The organism is Providencia sp. (assembly GCF_040396775.1).
In the GTDB taxonomy this organism is placed as follows: domain Bacteria; phylum Pseudomonadota; class Gammaproteobacteria; order Enterobacterales; family Enterobacteriaceae; genus Providencia.
Genome location: NZ_JBEBNT010000007.1, coordinates 147679 through 164463, shown reverse-complemented (window position 1 = coordinate 164463; position 16785 = coordinate 147679). Strand labels below are relative to the sequence as shown.

Genomic DNA, 16785 nt, shown 5'->3' with positions numbered 1-16785 from the left:
CGTGACATAACAAAATTGTCACCTTTTGAGTCACAGAGATTGACAAATGGGGGATAACTAGTCTAATTGTATATACATATCTATACCATTATTTTTCAAACTAATAAATCAACCTGCCACGACAATAGGAAAACTGATGTTATTTAAAACGCTACCACAAGATGTGATCTGGCGTCATGGTCGTATTGCGACAATGGATTCAGATCGGATTGAGCCTTATGGGCTCATTGAAAATCATGACCTTGTCGTTCGCGATAATCAAATTATTGCGATTTTACCGTCAGAGAAAATTGAACAAAATCAATGTCAGATTATTGATTTAAAAGGAAAACTAATTACTCCTGGTTTGATTGATTGCCATACCCACTTAGTCTTTGGTGGTGACCGTGCCTCTGAATGGGAACAGCGTATGAATGGTGTTTCATACGAAACGATTAGTGCGCAGGGTGGTGGAATTAATTCAACTGTTCGTGCCACAAGGCAAATGAGTGAAACAGAATTATTTGAAAAAGCACAGCCAAGGTTAGATGCACTGATCCGCGAAGGTGTGACAAGCATTGAAATGAAATCAGGTTATGGCCTTGATTATCAAAACGAAGAAAAACAATTGCGAGTCGCAAAAAAATTGCTTGCAGAATATCCTATTTCCATCTCTTCAACGCTGTTATCTGCTCATACGGTTCCGCCAGAATTTAAAGGTAAGCCAGACGAATATATTGACCTTATTTGCCAAAAAATCATGCCCGAATTATGGAATAAGGGGCTATTTGATGCTGTTGATGTGTTTTGTGAAAGTGTTGGCTTTTCTCTTAAACAAAGTGAAAAATTATTTGCTGCTGCCCAGCAATTAGGCATACCGGTGAAAGGGCATGTTGAGCAATTATCTAATCTCGGCGGTAGTGAGTTAGTTGCACGTTATCATGGTCTATCGGTTGACCATATCGAGTACCTAGATTTAGCTGGAATTAAGGCTCTCAAAGAAAGTGGAACAGTCGCTGTATTGTTACCTGGTGCATTTTATTTCTTGCGAGAAACTAAGCTGCCACCGATTGACTTATTACGTGAACACCAAGTACCAATGGCGATATCGACAGATTTTAATCCAGGAACTAGCCCATTTGCATCCTTACGCCTGATCATGAATATGGCGGCGGTATTATTTAAATTAACACCAGAGGAAATCTGGGCTGGAGTGACCCTCCATGCAGCAAAAGCCTTAGGTAAAGAATACACTCATGGTCAGTTAAAAGCTGGTTTTGCCGCAGATTTTATTGTTTGGGATGCTAAAGAGCCTGTAGAAATGATTTACGAGCAGGGGAGTAATCCGATGTACATGCGAGTCTATCAAGGGCGTATTACACACCATAACCAATAATATTGATAACCGTTAGCATAAAAAAAGACATTTAAATTGGCGTGATAATCGCCATAATTAATTAATAAAGTTCTTATTGCCGTATATAGTGTAAGTGGTCACTATATACAGGCAGTATTTTGTTTTTTATTTTTTATTAAGCATTATTGTTTAATCACACAACGAACGTGTTTTAAAAATGATGAATTTTATTCGCGACTGTCAGGATGACGATATCCGATAGCACTAAGGCCGTGTTGCGTAATGATGATTAAAATAGCATGCGCACATTCAAGATTTTAATGACTAATTTGGAATGAACAGTGACAGCCGAACAAAAAAATAAACTAGGAACGCCAGTTCCACTCTATTTGCAAGTTAAGCAATCAATTATTGAAAAAATACATACCGCGGAGTGGCGTACGAATGATCGTATTCCCTCTGAGTCTGAACTTGTTTCTCAATTTCAATGTAGCCGAATGACGGCTAATCGTGCTTTAAGAGAATTAACAGCGGAAGGGTTGCTTGTTCGTTTACAAGGCGTCGGGACGTTTGTTGCTGAGCCGAAAGGGCAATCAGCATTATTTGAAATTCACAGTATTGAAGCTGAAATTATTGCAAGGAATCACAAATATAGCTGTCGAATTATTAAACTCGAAGAAATTCAAGCATCTGCTGCGCTAGCAAGTGAGCTTAATATTCCCACTGAAACCCCTGTTTTTCATTCGGTCATTATCCATATGGAAAATGATGTACCAGTCCAAATTGAAGACCGTTATGTGAACGCGTTAGCTGCTCCTGATTACCTTAAGCAAAATTTCTTGTCGATCACACCTCACGACTATTTATCACAAGTGGCACCATTGACTCAAGGTGAACACATAGTTGAAGCTATTGAGGCCGATGAGCGCTCAGCAAGGTTGCTACAAATAAATGTTGGTGCTTCGTGCTTATTGATTACTCGACGTACATGGTCACAAGCTTATATTGTGACAAGCACGAAATTATTGTTTCCTGGGAATCGGTATAAGCTTAAAGGCAGTTTTTCCTCTTAACCCATTTATTTATAAACGGAATTTTGTTTAAGGCAAATTTCCGTTTTACCCTCCACTAAACACAATTCATCATTTTTAATCCTCTACTCACTAAGTGTGAATTTGTTGTGAAATAAATGTGATCGCATAGGCAAATTTAGAAGAAAAAAATAGCGATTATAAAAAAAACAAAATCCTTATCAGTATGTTTTATCAAATAAAAAATCATTTTTATATCAAATTTTTTTAATTTTTATGTTAAAAAATGGATTGATCGTACATGTATATACAACTATATCTATATAAACATGAATGGTATCCAATGATTCGATGAAAGAGGGTATACAAGTGACAGCAATGAATAATAAATACAGAAATATCGAAATTAGAGCGCCGCACGGAAATACATTAACGGCAAAAAGTTGGCTGACGGAAGCGCCAATGCGAATGTTAATGAATAACCTTGATCCTGATGTTGCTGAAAACCCCCATGAGTTAGTGGTATATGGCGGAATTGGCCGCGCAGCACGTAATTGGCAATGCTATGACCAAATCATTGAATCACTAAAACAACTTGAAAATGACGAAACGCTGCTTGTGCAATCAGGCAAACCTGTTGGTGTATTTAAAACGCATTCGAATGCTCCACGCGTATTAATTGCTAACTCAAACTTAGTTCCGCACTGGGCCAACTGGGAGCATTTCAATGAGCTCGATGCGAAAGGTTTAGCAATGTACGGGCAAATGACGGCGGGGAGTTGGATTTACATCGGCAGCCAAGGAATTGTGCAAGGGACATATGAAACGTTTGTCGAAGCTGCTCGTCAGCATTTTAATGGTGATTTAACAGGGCGCTGGGTGTTAACTGCAGGCTTAGGTGGAATGGGGGGAGCTCAGCCATTAGCTGCTACATTAGCAGGGGCTTGTTCACTTAATATTGAATGCCAACAAAGCCGTATCGATTTTCGTTTAAGAACTCACTACATTGACGAACAAGCAACTGATCTTGATGATGCACTCGCACGTATCGAAAAATACACCTCACAAGGTAAAGCCATTTCTATTGCACTGTGTGCAAATGCTGCAGAAGTTCTGCCTGAACTGGTTAAACGCGGAGTAAAACCCGATATGGTGACTGATCAAACCAGTGCTCATGACCCACTAAATGGCTATTTACCGATTGGAATGACATGGGATGAATATCGGGAGCAAAGCGTAACAGACCCTCAAGGCACTGCACTTGCTGCGAAAAAATCCATGGCTGAACACGTCAAAGCGATGTTAGCGTTTAAAAAACAAGGTATTCCAACGTTTGATTATGGCAATAATATTCGCCAAATGGCATTGGAAATGGGCGTCGAAAATGCATTTGATTTCCCAGGCTTTGTTCCTGCATATATCCGTCCGTTATTTTGCCGTGGAATTGGTCCATTCCGTTGGGTGGCTTTATCTGGTGACCCTGAGGATATTTATAAAACCGATGAGAAAGTTAAAGAATTATTAGCAGATGACAAGCACTTACATCGCTGGTTGGACATGGCACGTGAGCGTATTAGCTTCCAAGGGTTACCTGCACGTATTTGCTGGGTAGGGCTAGGCGATAGAGCAAAACTCGGCTTAGCATTTAATGAGATGGTTAGAAGTGGTGAAGTTTCAGCACCCATTGTGATTGGGCGTGACCATTTAGACTCAGGTTCTGTCGCCAGTCCAAACCGTGAAACAGAATCGATGAAAGATGGCTCTGATGCCGTATCAGATTGGCCATTACTCAATGCATTATTGAATACAGCAAGTGGTGCTACGTGGGTTTCACTACACCATGGTGGTGGCGTTGGTATGGGCTTTTCACAACATTCTGGTGTCGTCATTGTGTGTGACGGAACAGATGAAGCGGCTGAGCGAATTGCGCGTGTACTTCACAATGACCCTGCAACAGGGGTTATGCGCCATGCGGATGCAGGGTATGAGATTGCAATTGATTGTGCTAAAGAAAAAAACCTTAATTTACCTATGATTAAAACTCGCTAAGGAGTGCCATTAATGACTAAATTAACTATCCATCCAGGAAAAATGACACTCGATGAGTTACGTATTGTTTTCCAACAAACAGTGACCGTTTCCCTCGATAAACGCGCACAGGCTGCGATTGAAAAAAGCGTTGCAACCGTTAATAAAATTATCGCGGAAGATAAAACTGCATATGGTATCAATACCGGTTTTGGCCTACTTGCAAACACCCGCATAGCCACGAAAGATTTACAGTCATTACAACGTTCTATAGTGATGTCCCATGCGGCAGGTGTTGGTGACCCACTTGATGATGAGCTGGTTCGCTTGATTATGGTTCTAAAGATCAACAGCTTAGCAAGAGGGTTTTCGGGGATCCGCCTTGAAGTTATTAATGCGCTAATCGCATTAGTGAATGCACAAGTTTATCCGTTCATTCCAGCCAAAGGCTCTGTTGGTGCATCGGGGGATTTAGCGCCTTTAGCCCATATGAGTTTGATTTTATTAGGGGAAGGTAAAGCACGTTTTGAAGGTAAATGGATTTCTGCGAAGAAAGCACTGGAAAAAGCAGGCCTGTCGCCATTGAAATTAGAGGCTAAAGAAGGTTTAGCGTTATTAAATGGCACACAGACTTCAACGGCGTTTGCGCTTAAAGGGTTATTTGAAGCAGAAAAATTACTGCTTTCAGGCATTGTTTGCGGTGCATTAAGTGTTGAAGCTACTTTAGGTTCACGTAAGCCATTTGACCCACGCGTACAAGAAGTTCGCGGGCAAAAAGGTCAAATCGATGTGGCTGCCATGTTCCGTGAAATTTTATCGCCAACGAGTGAGTTAGCTAAATCCCACGAAAACTGCATAAAAGTGCAAGACCCATATTCGCTGCGCTGCCAACCGCAAGTGATGGGGGCATGTTTAACACAAATTCGCCAAGCGGCAGAAGTCATTTTAATTGAGTCGAATGCGGTGTCAGATAACCCGCTGGTCTTTACTGATAATGGTGACATTATTTCAGGCGGGAACTTCCACGCAGAGCCTGTCGCGATGGCGTCAGATAATATTGCTCTTGCGCTGGCTGAAATTGGTGCATTGTCAGAACGCCGGATTGCATTATTAATGGACACGCATATGTCTCAATTACCACCATTCCTAGTCAATAATGGTGGAGTGAATTCAGGCTTTATGATTGCACAAGTAACTGCTGCTGCATTAGCAAGCGAAAACAAAGCGTTAGCGCACCCATCTAGTGTTGATAGCTTACCAACCTCTGCAAATCAGGAAGATCACGTATCAATGGCACCTGCGGCGGGTCGTCGTTTATGGGAAATGGCAAAAAACGTTACGGGTATCTTGGCAATAGAGTGGTTATCTGCTTGTCAGGGCATGGATTTCCGTGAAGGGTTAAAATCCAGTGAGGCACTTGAAACAGCACGTAAAACACTGCGTGACCAAGTCGCTTACTATGATAAAGACCGCTATTTTGCTCCTGATATTGAAGCGGCAATTAATCTCATTAATCAACATAAACTTTCAACATTGTTTACGATAGGGACCGTCTTCCCTAAATAGCACATCAAGCAAATAAAAGGTGGCCGGCAATGTATCGGCCGCCTGAAGTATTTATCTGCACGACTAATAAAATAATACGAAGGATAAATCATGCAAAGCACATCACAACTTGCGCGAGGGCTTTCTGCGCGCCACATCCGATTTATGGCTCTCGGTTCTGCGATTGGTACAGGGCTATTTTACGGTTCAGCAAAAGCGATAGAAACTGCAGGCCCGGCGGTCCTGCTGGCTTATATCATTGGTGGCGCAGCCGTATTTATGGTGATGCGTGCACTCGGTGAAATGGCCGTTCACCGCCCACTGGCGGGGTCTTTTTCCCAGTATGCAAGCCACTATTTAGGCGCTAGAGCTGGCTTTTTTGCTGGATGGACTTATGTATTTGAAATGCTAATTGTTTGTCTCGCTGATGTCACGGCGTTTGGCGTGTATATGAAACTGTGGTTCCCAGAAGTTGAACAATGGATTTGGGTGCTCAGCATTATATTTTTTATCGGGGCGATTAACTTATGCCACGTAAAAACCTTTGGTGAAATGGAGTTTTGGCTCTCCATCATCAAAGTAGTGGCCATTATCGCTATGATAGTGGGCGGTGCAGCAATTATGTTGTTTGGTTTTGGTCAGGCAGCAGATCACGCAGTGGGTGTATCTAACTTATTTATTCATGATGGGTTTATGCCAAATGGAATAGGTGGGGTGATTGCATCATTTGCCGTGGTGATGTTTGCGTTCGGTGGGATTGAGGTTATTGGTATTACAGCAAGTGAAGCGAAAAACCCCGAAACGACAATCCCAAGGGCCATTAACGCCGTACCAATTCGTATCTTACTCTTTTATGTCCTGACGTTATTTGTGTTGATGTGTATTTACCCATGGAACCAAATTGGCCAACAAGGTAGCCCATTCGTCCAGATTTTCGATAGCTTAGGGATACAGTCCGCTGCAAATATTTTGAATGTGGTGGTGATCACCGCGGCGATATCAGCGATCAATAGCGATATTTTTGGTGCAGGGCGCATGATGTACGGGATGGCGCATGAAGGGCAAGCCCCGAAAGCCTTTACTAAACTGACAAAAAATGGTGTGCCATGGATGACAGTGCTTGTAATGGTGGGCGTTCTGTTAGTGGGTGTCGTCTTGAACTATGTTATTCCTGATGATGTGTTTGTTGTGATCGCATCCATTGCGACATTCGCCACCATTTGGGTGTGGTTGATGATTCTGCTGTCACAATTTGCGATGCGCAAAAAAATGTCGCCAGAAGAAATAAGTCAATTGAAATTCCCTGTGCCGATGTGGCCTGTGGCACCCATTCTCGCGATCGCTTTTATGGTATTTATCTTTGGCGTGCTTGGCTATTTCGAAAGTACTCGAATTGCCTTGTATGTTGGTATCGGTTGGTTAGTACTATTAACTATCGCTTATGCGTTATGGGTTAAAAAGCCTGCAAAAGAAACTAAAGCGCTCGTCCAGAGTGAAAGTTAATCTCGCCATTTTTCTCTGATTGTTTTGGTCTTTTCATTCATGCCCTTTAGCGTCTTAAAGGGCATTTTTGTATCAAATCGCTATTCAATGGTACGATTTAGCCATTTTGTTAATTATTTTATTGCATTAATCTGCTGATTTGTCTTTCACTTCGTGGCAAACTTTAGCTATTCGAATTTTCCCTTTCAAAAATCACGCTGGAGAAACCCTTCTTGGAAAAGATCTTCGTTGATGAAGCTGTTGCAGAACTTCATACCATTCAGGATATTTTACGTTGGACGATGAGTCGTTTTAATGCCGCCAATGTATATTATGGCCACGGAACCGATAACCCGTGGGATGAGGCGCTGCAATTAGTGTTGCCAACGCTTTATTTACCTCTAGATCTGCCGGATGAACTTCTCTCATCGCGCTTAACACCCACTGAACGTCACCGTATTATTGAGCGTGTTTTGCGCCGCATTAATGACCGTATTCCCGTGGCCTACTTGACCAACCGTTCATGGTTCTGCGGCCATGAGTTTTATGTGGATGAGCGCGTGCTGATCCCGCGTTCACCAATTGGTGAGCTAATTAATAACCACTTTGTTGGGTTATTAGCAGATGAACCACAGACTATTTTAGATTTATGCACCGGCAGCGGCTGTATTGCTATTGCGTGTGCTTATGAATTTCCTGATGCAGAAGTGGATGCGGTTGATATTTCTAGTGATGTTCTTGCTGTTGCCGAGGAAAATATTGCTAATCATGGTTTAGATCACCGTGTGATACCAATCCGTTCAGATTTATTCCGTGATATGCCAGAGGTAAAATATGACCTCATTGTCACCAACCCGCCATATGTAGATGCCGAGGACATGGATGACTTACCAGAGGAATTCCGTGTTGAACCTGAACTTGCACTTGCTGCGGGCAGTGATGGTTTAAAACTTGTTCGCCGAATTCTGGCAAATGCGCCACGTTTCCTTACTGAAGAGGGGATTTTGGTGTGTGAAGTCGGTAACAGTATGGTGCATCTCATTGAACAATACCCTGAGATCCCATTTATTTGGTTAGATTTCGAATACGGTGGTGATGGCGTATTTATGTTAACGCGTGAACAGCTGGTTGAGCACCATGCGCATTTTGCTTTATATATTGACTAATCAATAGTTGCACGATGGATTAGTATAGGGTAATCAATAAGAACAACATAACAACATCATCATTCATAACCACATTCTTGGTATTCAAGAACGGCTTAAAATAGGAAACTCCGATGGCTGGAAATTCAATTGGGCAACTGTTTCGTGTGACAACATTTGGTGAGTCACACGGCGTGGCATTAGGTTGCATCGTCGATGGCGTACCTCCGGGGTTAGCACTGACAGAAGCTGATTTACAAATCGATTTAGACCGTCGTCGTCCTGGCACATCGCGCTATACAACAGCGCGCCGTGAACCTGATCAGGTCAAAATTCTTTCAGGTGTGTTTAATGGTATCACCACAGGGACAAGTATTGGTTTATTGATTGAAAATACCGACCAACGTTCACAAGACTATGGTGCAATCAAAGATGTCTTCAGACCGGGGCATGCGGATTACACCTATGAGCAGAAATATGGCCAACGGGATTACCGTGGTGGTGGGCGTTCATCAGCACGTGAAACTGCAATGCGTGTTGCCGCTGGTGCGATTGCAAAAAAATACCTGCAAGAAAAATTAGGCATTCAAATTCGCGGTTGCTTAACCCAAATGGGCCCTGTTGAGTGTGAAATTAAAGATTGGTCAATCGTTGAAGAAAACCCATTCTTTTGTCCTGATCCCAGCAAATTAGATGCCCTTGATGAATTGCTGCGTGGGTTGAAAAAAGAAGGCGATTCGATTGGTGCGAAAATTACCGTTGTTGCTGAGCATGTTCCTGCTGGATTGGGCGAACCTGTATTTGACCGATTAGATGCGGATATTGCCCATGCACTAATGAGTATTAATGCGGTTAAAGGGGTAGAAATTGGCGATGGCTTTGGCGTTATTGGCCTGAAAGGCAGTGAAAACCGCGATGAAATTACCCGCGCAGGTTTTACGTCAAACCATGCTGGGGGAATTTTAGGCGGGATTAGCAGCAGCCAACCTATTATTGCCCATATTGCTTTAAAACCGACCTCAAGCATTACAGTTTCAGGTAAAACATTAAATCGAGATGGTGAAGAAGTGGATATGATCACCAAAGGCCGCCATGACCCTTGTGTGGGGATCCGCGCGGTGCCAATTGCCGAAGCGATGCTGGCGATTGTATTAATGGATCATTACTTGCGTCATCGAGGCCAGTGTGCTGATGTGACTCCGGCAATGCAACCGTTTGAATAAAAATAAAAAATAGCTACTGTTATAAGGGGAGCGGATCAGTTAGTCGCTCTTCCAATATGAAGGTTTGGATGATGCCTCCTTAAACATACCTCATCTGGGCTGTGATATCGCAATGCAAATTTGCGATAGATTGCGCATTAACATCATGATATTTCTCATTTTTGGATTGAAAAATGGATTGGCTAACCGCCGTTGCACCTGAAGTTTATGCCTTGCTTTTCTTTGTTGCACTTTTTGCCGGTTTTATCGATTCCATCGCAGGCGGTGGCGGGTTATTAACGATACCTGCGCTGTTGTCTGTTGGTATCACACCTGTTGAAGCGTTAGCGACCAATAAACTCCAAGCCGTTGGGGGCTCATTTTCTTCCACCTTATATTTTGTTAGGCGTAAAGCGATTGACTTGCGAGAGCAAATTTTCCCCTTCATTATGACAATGTTTGGTGCGATGCTCGGGGCGATTGTTATTCAAATGATTGATACCGCCTTTCTTAAGCAGTTGCTTCCCGTATTGGTTATCTGTGTTGGCCTCTATTTTTTATTAACACCATCAATCGGTGTGCAAGATAGACAGCAACGTGTGAGCATGCCATTTTTTGGCATTGCTATTGGTATGACTCTGGGCTTCTATGATGGCGCATTTGGGCCGGGTACAGGTTCATTTTTGGCATTAGGTTATGTGTTACTGCTCGGTTATAATCTGGCAAAAGCCACTGCTCATGCAAAATTACTCAACTTTGCCTCCAATTTCGGCTCTTTAGTGTTTTTTATTATCGGAGGTCATGTTCTTTGGATGCTCGGTTTTGTTATGCTGGCGGGCCAAATGATTGGCGCACGATTAGGCGCTCGTTTGGTGTTAACTAAAGGACAAAAACTGATCAGGCCGATGATTGTGGTGATTTCGTTATTGATGAGTATTAAATTACTCCACGATAGCCATGGTGATGTGATTAAAGCTTGGTTCCTCTCATTATTTTAAGATGATTTAAATTATTCATGAGTAAACATAATTATCAGGATTTGATTGATATTTTTGATGGATGTTTTGGTGAAACCTATAACACCAAGCTGGTAAAAGGGGATGATGAACCCATTTATTTACCCGCCGATGAGGCCGTTCCTTATCACCGTATTGTGTTTGCCCATGGCTTTTTTACCAGTGGGTTACATGAAATTTCTCACTGGTGTATTGCGGGTGAAGCCAGACGCCAGCAAGTGGATTATGGTTACTGGTATTGCCCTGATGGGCGTGATGAAAAAACGCAATGTGAGTTTGAAGTCGTTGAAATAAAACCTCAAGCCCTTGATTGGCTATTTTGTGTTGCGGTAGGTATTCCTTTTAATGTCAGTTGCGATAATTTGGAAGGGGATTTTGAACCCGATCGCATCGCATTTATGCGCAAAGTTCATGCACAAGTGATGACTTATTTGCAAAATGGTATTCCTGAGCGCCCATTATGCTTTATTAATGCGTTACAATCGTTTTACAATACGCCTCCACTTTGTGCAGAAGACTTTCCTTATCCGGAAGACATTTTTGCCTGATTGACACATTTAAAGTAAGGATTAAGCATGCTTGCGGATTTAGAAACACGCATACTGACAAAAATTGATGATATGGTTGAACACGCTAGCGACGATGAATTATTCGCAGGCGGTTATCTGCGTGGTCACTTAACCCTTGCTGTGGCTGAACTGGAAGAAGAAAACGAAACCAGCTCAGAAGCGTTGTATCAACGCGTTGAAGAAAGCATTCAAACTGCCATTAAAGCGGGTGAGTTAACCCCCCCTGACCAAATTTTGGTTTTAGGTATGTGGAAAAGTTTATTAAATAACGCAATTTAATTTTCTGTATTATCAATTGAAAGCGGGGAAACCCGCTTTTTTGTTGGCCAAGTTTTGTGATGAGTAAACATGATGGTGCATATTCGTTTAGCTACATCGGCAGATGCCAAAGACCTCCCTGCGGTTGAAGCCTCCGCTGGGCAGGCATTCACGAGTATCGAAAAATATAAATGGCTTGCTGAAGGTGATGGGCAAACAGAGCAAGATCACCTTGATTTTATTGCCAAGCAATTAGAATGGGTGGCGGTGAATGATAGTGGTAGACCCATTGGTTTTATTAATGCTGAATACCATCATGATAGCCTGTTTATTTGTGAGGTTTCGGTTTGCCAACAATGGCAAGGGCAGGGGCTGGGTAAACAACTGATCAAGCAGGTTTTGGATGCGGCGTTGGCGCGTAATATAGCGACTGTAACGTTGACCACTTGTTGCGATGTACCTTGGAATGCACCTTATTACCAACGCTTAGGCTTTGAAATAATTGATGAAAGCCAACTAACTGACGCACTGCGTGATATTTTACAAGCTGAAATCGACTCAGGGTTCAAAGCAACAGACCGCTGCGCGATGGCAATTCAATTAACTTAAAGCAGGCTTAAATTTATAGGCCTGCCAGTTGGTTGTTAGTAAGGTATTTTGACGGGGCGGCCTACTCGCAATTTTTTTACCCAAAAACGATTTGGGTTCAATTCCCCCAACGTTTCATCATCTAATGGTAGAGGCTGTCCAAAAATCTGCGAAGCAAGAATTTCCGCACACAGTGGGGCTGTGGATAGCCCCCTAGAGCCCAGTGCACCAAAGATAAACAAGTTTGGGTAAACGGGCGCTTCCTCAATAGACTGGTTTTTTGCAATTTTTGCCTGCAAATTATGATAAGCGGCTAAATGCTGCTCATAATTTGGCACATTTCCCAAAAGTGGAAAATGGTCACGTATGACACAACGAATGCCTTGGCGCGATTGTTGCTGTGAAATGTCAATTTCATGAGGCCATGAAACATCGGGTAAATTATCAATCAGCTTTTGGTGGTTAGCTTGCTGTTCAGCTTCATTGTAGTCTAAATCGAGGTAGTCACGTTGATAGCTGGCGCCTAAACAATGTTGCTTGCCTGTATTGTCCGCAGGGGTTAAATAGCCCTCAAAACACAGCACATTTTTAAGCTTTTGCAGCGTTGGGTTGGTCGGAATATGGCTAACTTGCCCCCGTACCGCGTTAATAGGTAAATTAATAGTTTGAGAATATTGGCGCAGTTTATGGCCATTTGCAATAATCACCGTTGAGTGTACACGTGTTAGCTCGTTTTGTTCTGGTGTTATTATCTTCAATTGCCAGTCGCGTTCGTTTTGCACTAATGCCGTGACATCATGATTGAAATAGAACTGAACACCTTGGTGTTGCAGATAATGAGATAAGCCCTCGCACAGCTCAGCAGGGCACAGCCAGCCACCAGATGGATAATGAATACCATCGTAATTGACATCGACGCCACAAATATCATTCAGTTGCTGGTGATTTTTACCCACAGCAAAATCGTCAGGCCAATCCGTATCTAGCATTCCTGCAATTTTACGGGCGATTTTTTCGTTATAGGCTAACTGGGTAACGCCACACCATTGACCATCAAAGGGAATTTCCAAGGTGGCAAGCTGGTGGTAAAAGCGTTTAGCAAATGGGAAAGCACTGACAAAAAAACGTTCGAGAGGGTCATTCGCGCCTGTTAATAAAGGGTAAATAGCGCCTTGGCGGTTACCCGATGCATTTTGGGCAACATTGTCATCTTTACAATACAGTGTGACGTTGGCACCGCGTTTCATAAGAAAGTAGGCGGCAGTTAAACTGGCAAGCCCACCACCAATAATGGCAATATCATGCGGGTTATCAGCAGGTTGCCTTTTATTCCACGGCATTGAATTCTGGTGAGTGTTCTCAGTTAATGTGCCTGTTAACATTTCTCGTTTTTGCCCAAAGCCTTTGGCTTTTTGCAGTGTAAACCCTGCTTGTTGCAATCTACGTTTGACAAAACCAGCCACGGTAAATGTGGAAAAAGTTGCACCTTTTCGTGCCAGTTTTGCCATTGTAGCGAACAGGTGTTCACTCCACATTTGTGGGTTTTTAGAAGGTGCGAAACCATCCAAAAACCAAGCATCTATCTTATTGTTTAAATTGTCTTTAATAAGCGATATTTGCTCATTAACATCCCCAAACCATAAATCTAATGTGACACCACCATTTTCCAAAATAATTCTTTGGTTACCCGCTAATGCAGGTGGCCAGTTCTCACATAATTCGGTTGATAGCGCTGAAAGTTCAGGCCAGCAGTGATGCGCAGCAATTAAGTCCGCTTTAGTTAGGGGGAATTGTTCAAAACTGATGAAATGTAACCGCTTAAGGGGGGATTGTAGATTCTGAGCTTTAAACTGCACAAATGACTGCCATAAAACGAGGAAATTCAAACCTGTACCAAACCCGGTTTCAGCAACCACACAGGTTTCACCAGAATGTGTCTTAAAACGCTCAGGGAAATGATTTCCGTGCAAAAAGACATGGCGGGACTCTTCTAACCCATTTTGGTTAGAGAAATAGATATCTGCAAATTGCTCAGACATGGGAGTGCCTTCATCATTCCAGCTAAGGCGTGCGGTTTGTACTGCGCTCTTTTTCACGATAAAGCCTATGATCACCAAATAATCGCTAAATTTTACCGCTGATAGTCGTGTAAGGCTACTGTCATAAAAAAGTGTTATTACTGCCGTAGAGAAAAAAATACAAAAATTTACCCTGATCGGACTTGTTCAGCGTACAAGTGTAAGCTAAAGTGACACCCTGTAATCCCGCAATCATATAATTATAGACATGAGGTAACGAATGAAGCGTGCAGTCATCACTGGTCTAGGTATTGTTTCCAGCCTTGGTAATAACCAGGAAGAAGTACTGGCTTCTCTGAAGGAAGGTCGTTCCGGGATCACTTTCTCAGAAGAATTCAAAGAGGCAGGGCTTCGTAGCCATGTCTGGGGTAATGTCAAAAATTTAGATCCCAAAGACCTGATCGACCGTAAAATGTACCGTTTTATGAGTGATTGTTCCGCGTATGCTTACTTGTCTATGGAACAGGCGATTGCGGATTCAGGTTTAGCTGAAGAACAAGTTTCGAATTTACGTACGGGTATTGTTGTTGGTTCAGGCGGTGGTTCTCCACGTAACCAAGTCGCAGGTTCAGACGGTATGCGTGCTAAAGGTCTACGCGGTGTAGGTCCATATATGGTAACTCGCGCAATGGCATCCGGTATTTCTGCTTGTTTAGCAACACCGTTTAAAATTAAGGGTGTTAATTACTCAATCAGTTCTGCTTGCTCCACATCTGCGCACTGTATCGGCCATGCGGTTGAATTAATTCAACTGGGTAAACAAGATGTGATTTTCGCCGGTGGTGGTGAAGAGCTGAGCTGGGAAATGACCTGTGAGTTCGATGCCATGGGCGCACTGTCAACTAAGTACAATGAAACGCCAGATAAAGCATCAAGAACGTACGATAAAGACCGTGATGGTTTCGTTATCGCAGGCGGCGGCGGCATTGTTGTCGTTGAAGAGTTAGAACATGCATTAGCACGTGGTGCGCACATCTACGCTGAAATCGTGGGTTACGGTGCAACATCTGACGGTGCTGACATGGTTGCTCCATCTGGTGAAGGCGCTGTGCGTTGTATGCAAATGGCAATGCAAGGTATTGATAAAATTGATTATATCAATACGCACGGTACATCAACACCTGTCGGTGATACGAAAGAGTTAGAGGCCATCCAAGAAGTATTTGGTGATAACTCTCCAGCTATCTCTGCAACGAAAGCAATGAGTGGCCATTCACTGGGTGCTGCGGGTGTACACGAAGCTATCTACAGCTTATTAATGTTAGAACACGGCTTTATTGCGCCAAGTATCAACGTTGAAAACTTAGATGAGAAAGCAGCTGGTTTGAATATCGTGACTAAACCAACGGAACAAGCGTTGAATACAGTGATGTCAAACAGCTTCGGCTTTGGTGGTACTAACGCCACATTAGTGATGAGCAAATATAAAGCGTAATAGCAAATAGTTTACTCAACCTAATAATAAAAACGAGAACAGTAGTTCTCGTTTTTATTTGTGTCTAAAATAATATTTTTTATATCATAAGTATGATTTTCATTGATTAAGTAAATAATCGGAAATTTAAATATAAAAAAATAAATTTATGTCATTCTGTTTTTTTATAAAATAGGGATGTAAAATATAAATGGGAATTAGCTCTTATTTTTCAAATGTAAATTATCGGGTAATGCAGGTTCTAAATGAAAGTTCGTCGCGAGCAGTAAATCAGTATAATAAAAAGCCAAGTGAAAAAGGATTAATTGATACAATCAAATTTGTTAATAATAAAATTCATTTTTATAGAATATATGATGACTCCTATTCAACAAGCCCCGATGTGAAATTGAAACTAGATAGAAAAGCACGATTTTTAAAACAATTGCATGCGGTTTATTCGGATAGAGATATTACAAAAGATACAGACCGTACCAATATATTAAAAACGTTTAATGTTAATTATGAAAGTGCCAAAAATTGGAATGCAGCCCATTATGACTGTACGAAAAAAGAACTAACGCAAGAAGTGCTTGAGAGTACAATTTTTGATAAAACCAAGAATAAACTATTTAACATCACTAGCATTAATGCTGACTTTTCAGACTCAGTATTAGATGGAGTTCAATTATCTTTAGCAACTAATACTAATTTACTCCATGGTAAGTTTGAAAATACACAGTTTAAAAATTGTGAAATTGAGATGCCATTTGATGAGAAAGCAAATTTTTATTTTAAGAATAGTACATTTGATAATTCAACATTAAAAATTAAATTTGATGTGGATAACGCGATAAAAAATTATCTTAAGTTTGGGAATCAATGGGATGAGTTTGAAAAGGAAAGTCAAATACTCAAAATTATTAATTCAATAAGTGATGAAGAAATAAAAATTGATTTAATTAATCAATTTAATACTTATAATAAGTTAGTTAAAAAAGGGATAAATAGTGCAATTCAAAATAATTTGAGAAGTAATGTAAAATATTGTTAACCACTTTTTATTCGAAATGGCAGTATGATTTGCTGCCAT

At 41.7% G+C, this 16785-nt stretch carries 14 protein-coding genes; 13 read left to right on the top strand and 1 reads right to left on the bottom strand.

Translation table 11 applies throughout. From position 1 onward, the window contains the following. Nucleotides 1-136: 136 nt before the first annotated feature. The 11 genes from hutI (at nt 137) to ABWP91_RS10335 (ending at nt 12221) form a co-directional block, all read left to right on the top strand. The gene (hutI, locus tag ABWP91_RS10385; protein ID WP_353243207.1) at nt 137-1375 is read left to right on the top strand and encodes an imidazolonepropionase; all 1239 of its coding nucleotides are present in this window, start codon (nt 137-139) and stop codon (nt 1373-1375) included. Between the two features lie 302 nt (nt 1376-1677). Then, nucleotides 1678-2409, top strand: coding sequence for a histidine utilization transcriptional repressor HutC (gene hutC, locus ABWP91_RS10380; RefSeq protein WP_353243206.1), 732 nt, complete (start codon nt 1678-1680; stop codon nt 2407-2409). 336 nt (nt 2410-2745) lie between these two features. Then, on the top strand, nt 2746-4416 hold the full coding sequence (hutU, locus tag ABWP91_RS10375) for a urocanate hydratase (RefSeq protein WP_502935806.1): 1671 nt from the start codon (nt 2746-2748) through the stop codon (nt 4414-4416). Nucleotides 4417-4428: 12 nt separating this feature from the next. Continuing rightward, complete coding sequence (gene hutH / locus ABWP91_RS10370) at nt 4429-5961, top strand: histidine ammonia-lyase (RefSeq protein WP_353243204.1); 1533 nt, start codon at nt 4429-4431, stop codon at nt 5959-5961. A 90-nt stretch (nt 5962-6051) separates the two neighbouring features. Continuing rightward, nucleotides 6052-7443, top strand: a complete 1392-nt coding sequence (locus ABWP91_RS10365; RefSeq protein ID WP_353243203.1) for an L-histidine transporter HutT — start codon at nt 6052-6054, stop codon at nt 7441-7443. A gap of 212 nt (nt 7444-7655) precedes the next feature. Beyond that, on the top strand, nt 7656-8588 hold the full coding sequence (gene prmB, locus ABWP91_RS10360; RefSeq protein WP_353243202.1) for a 50S ribosomal protein L3 N(5)-glutamine methyltransferase: 933 nt from the start codon (nt 7656-7658) through the stop codon (nt 8586-8588). Nucleotides 8589-8701: 113 nt separating this feature from the next. Further along, entirely contained in the window at nt 8702-9790 is a 1089-nt protein-coding gene (gene aroC / locus ABWP91_RS10355) for a chorismate synthase (protein ID WP_353243201.1), read from the top strand. A gap of 173 nt (nt 9791-9963) precedes the next feature. After that, nucleotides 9964-10767, top strand: a complete 804-nt coding sequence (locus tag ABWP91_RS10350; protein WP_353243200.1) for a TSUP family transporter — start codon at nt 9964-9966, stop codon at nt 10765-10767. Between the two features lie 17 nt (nt 10768-10784). After that, nucleotides 10785-11333, top strand: coding sequence for an elongation factor P hydroxylase (locus ABWP91_RS10345; RefSeq protein WP_353243199.1), 549 nt, complete (start codon nt 10785-10787; stop codon nt 11331-11333). A 27-nt stretch (nt 11334-11360) separates the two neighbouring features. Further along, nucleotides 11361-11633, top strand: a complete 273-nt coding sequence (locus tag ABWP91_RS10340; RefSeq protein WP_353243198.1) for a YfcL family protein — start codon at nt 11361-11363, stop codon at nt 11631-11633. A gap of 69 nt (nt 11634-11702) precedes the next feature. Then, nucleotides 11703-12221 (top strand): GNAT family N-acetyltransferase, encoded by a 519-nt coding sequence (locus tag ABWP91_RS10335; protein ID WP_353243197.1) that lies wholly within the window; start codon nt 11703-11705, stop codon nt 12219-12221. Nucleotides 12222-12256: 35 nt separating this feature from the next. Here the strand turns inward: ABWP91_RS10335 and mnmC are convergent, their stop codons facing one another. Further along, nucleotides 12257-14296 (bottom strand): bifunctional tRNA (5-methylaminomethyl-2-thiouridine)(34)-methyltransferase MnmC2/FAD-dependent 5-carboxymethylaminomethyl-2-thiouridine(34) oxidoreductase MnmC1, encoded by a 2040-nt coding sequence (gene mnmC, locus ABWP91_RS10330; protein ID WP_353243196.1) that lies wholly within the window; start codon nt 14294-14296, stop codon nt 12257-12259. Nucleotides 14297-14498: 202 nt separating this feature from the next. Here mnmC and fabB point away from each other — a divergent pair, with 202 nt between their 5' ends. Together fabB and ABWP91_RS10320 are read left to right on the top strand one after the other, a co-directional pair. Further along, nucleotides 14499-15713 carry a beta-ketoacyl-ACP synthase I gene (fabB, locus tag ABWP91_RS10325; protein WP_353243195.1) on the top strand — a complete coding sequence of 405 codons (1215 nt, stop codon included), beginning with the start codon at nt 14499-14501 and terminating at the stop codon, nt 15711-15713. A 190-nt stretch (nt 15714-15903) separates the two neighbouring features. After that, nucleotides 15904-16746, top strand: coding sequence for a hypothetical protein (locus ABWP91_RS10320; RefSeq protein ID WP_353243194.1), 843 nt, complete (start codon nt 15904-15906; stop codon nt 16744-16746). Nucleotides 16747-16785 lie beyond the last annotated feature (39 nt).

Coding starts and splice junctions, on each gene's coding strand:
- hutI (WP_353243207.1), top strand. CDS start 137: ATGTTATTTAAAACGCTACCACAAGATGTGATCTGGCGTCATGGTCGT.
- hutU (WP_502935806.1), top strand. CDS start 2,746: ATGAATAATAAATACAGAAATATCGAAATTAGAGCGCCGCACGGAAAT.
- hutH (WP_353243204.1), top strand. CDS start 4,429: ATGACTAAATTAACTATCCATCCAGGAAAAATGACACTCGATGAGTTA.
- ABWP91_RS10365 (WP_353243203.1), top strand. CDS start 6,052: ATGCAAAGCACATCACAACTTGCGCGAGGGCTTTCTGCGCGCCACATC.
- aroC (WP_353243201.1), top strand. CDS start 8,702: ATGGCTGGAAATTCAATTGGGCAACTGTTTCGTGTGACAACATTTGGT.
- ABWP91_RS10350 (WP_353243200.1), top strand. CDS start 9,964: ATGGATTGGCTAACCGCCGTTGCACCTGAAGTTTATGCCTTGCTTTTC.
- ABWP91_RS10345 (WP_353243199.1), top strand. CDS start 10,785: ATGAGTAAACATAATTATCAGGATTTGATTGATATTTTTGATGGATGT.
- ABWP91_RS10340 (WP_353243198.1), top strand. CDS start 11,361: ATGCTTGCGGATTTAGAAACACGCATACTGACAAAAATTGATGATATG.
- ABWP91_RS10335 (WP_353243197.1), top strand. CDS start 11,703: ATGATGGTGCATATTCGTTTAGCTACATCGGCAGATGCCAAAGACCTC.
- fabB (WP_353243195.1), top strand. CDS start 14,499: ATGAAGCGTGCAGTCATCACTGGTCTAGGTATTGTTTCCAGCCTTGGT.
- ABWP91_RS10320 (WP_353243194.1), top strand. CDS start 15,904: ATGGGAATTAGCTCTTATTTTTCAAATGTAAATTATCGGGTAATGCAG.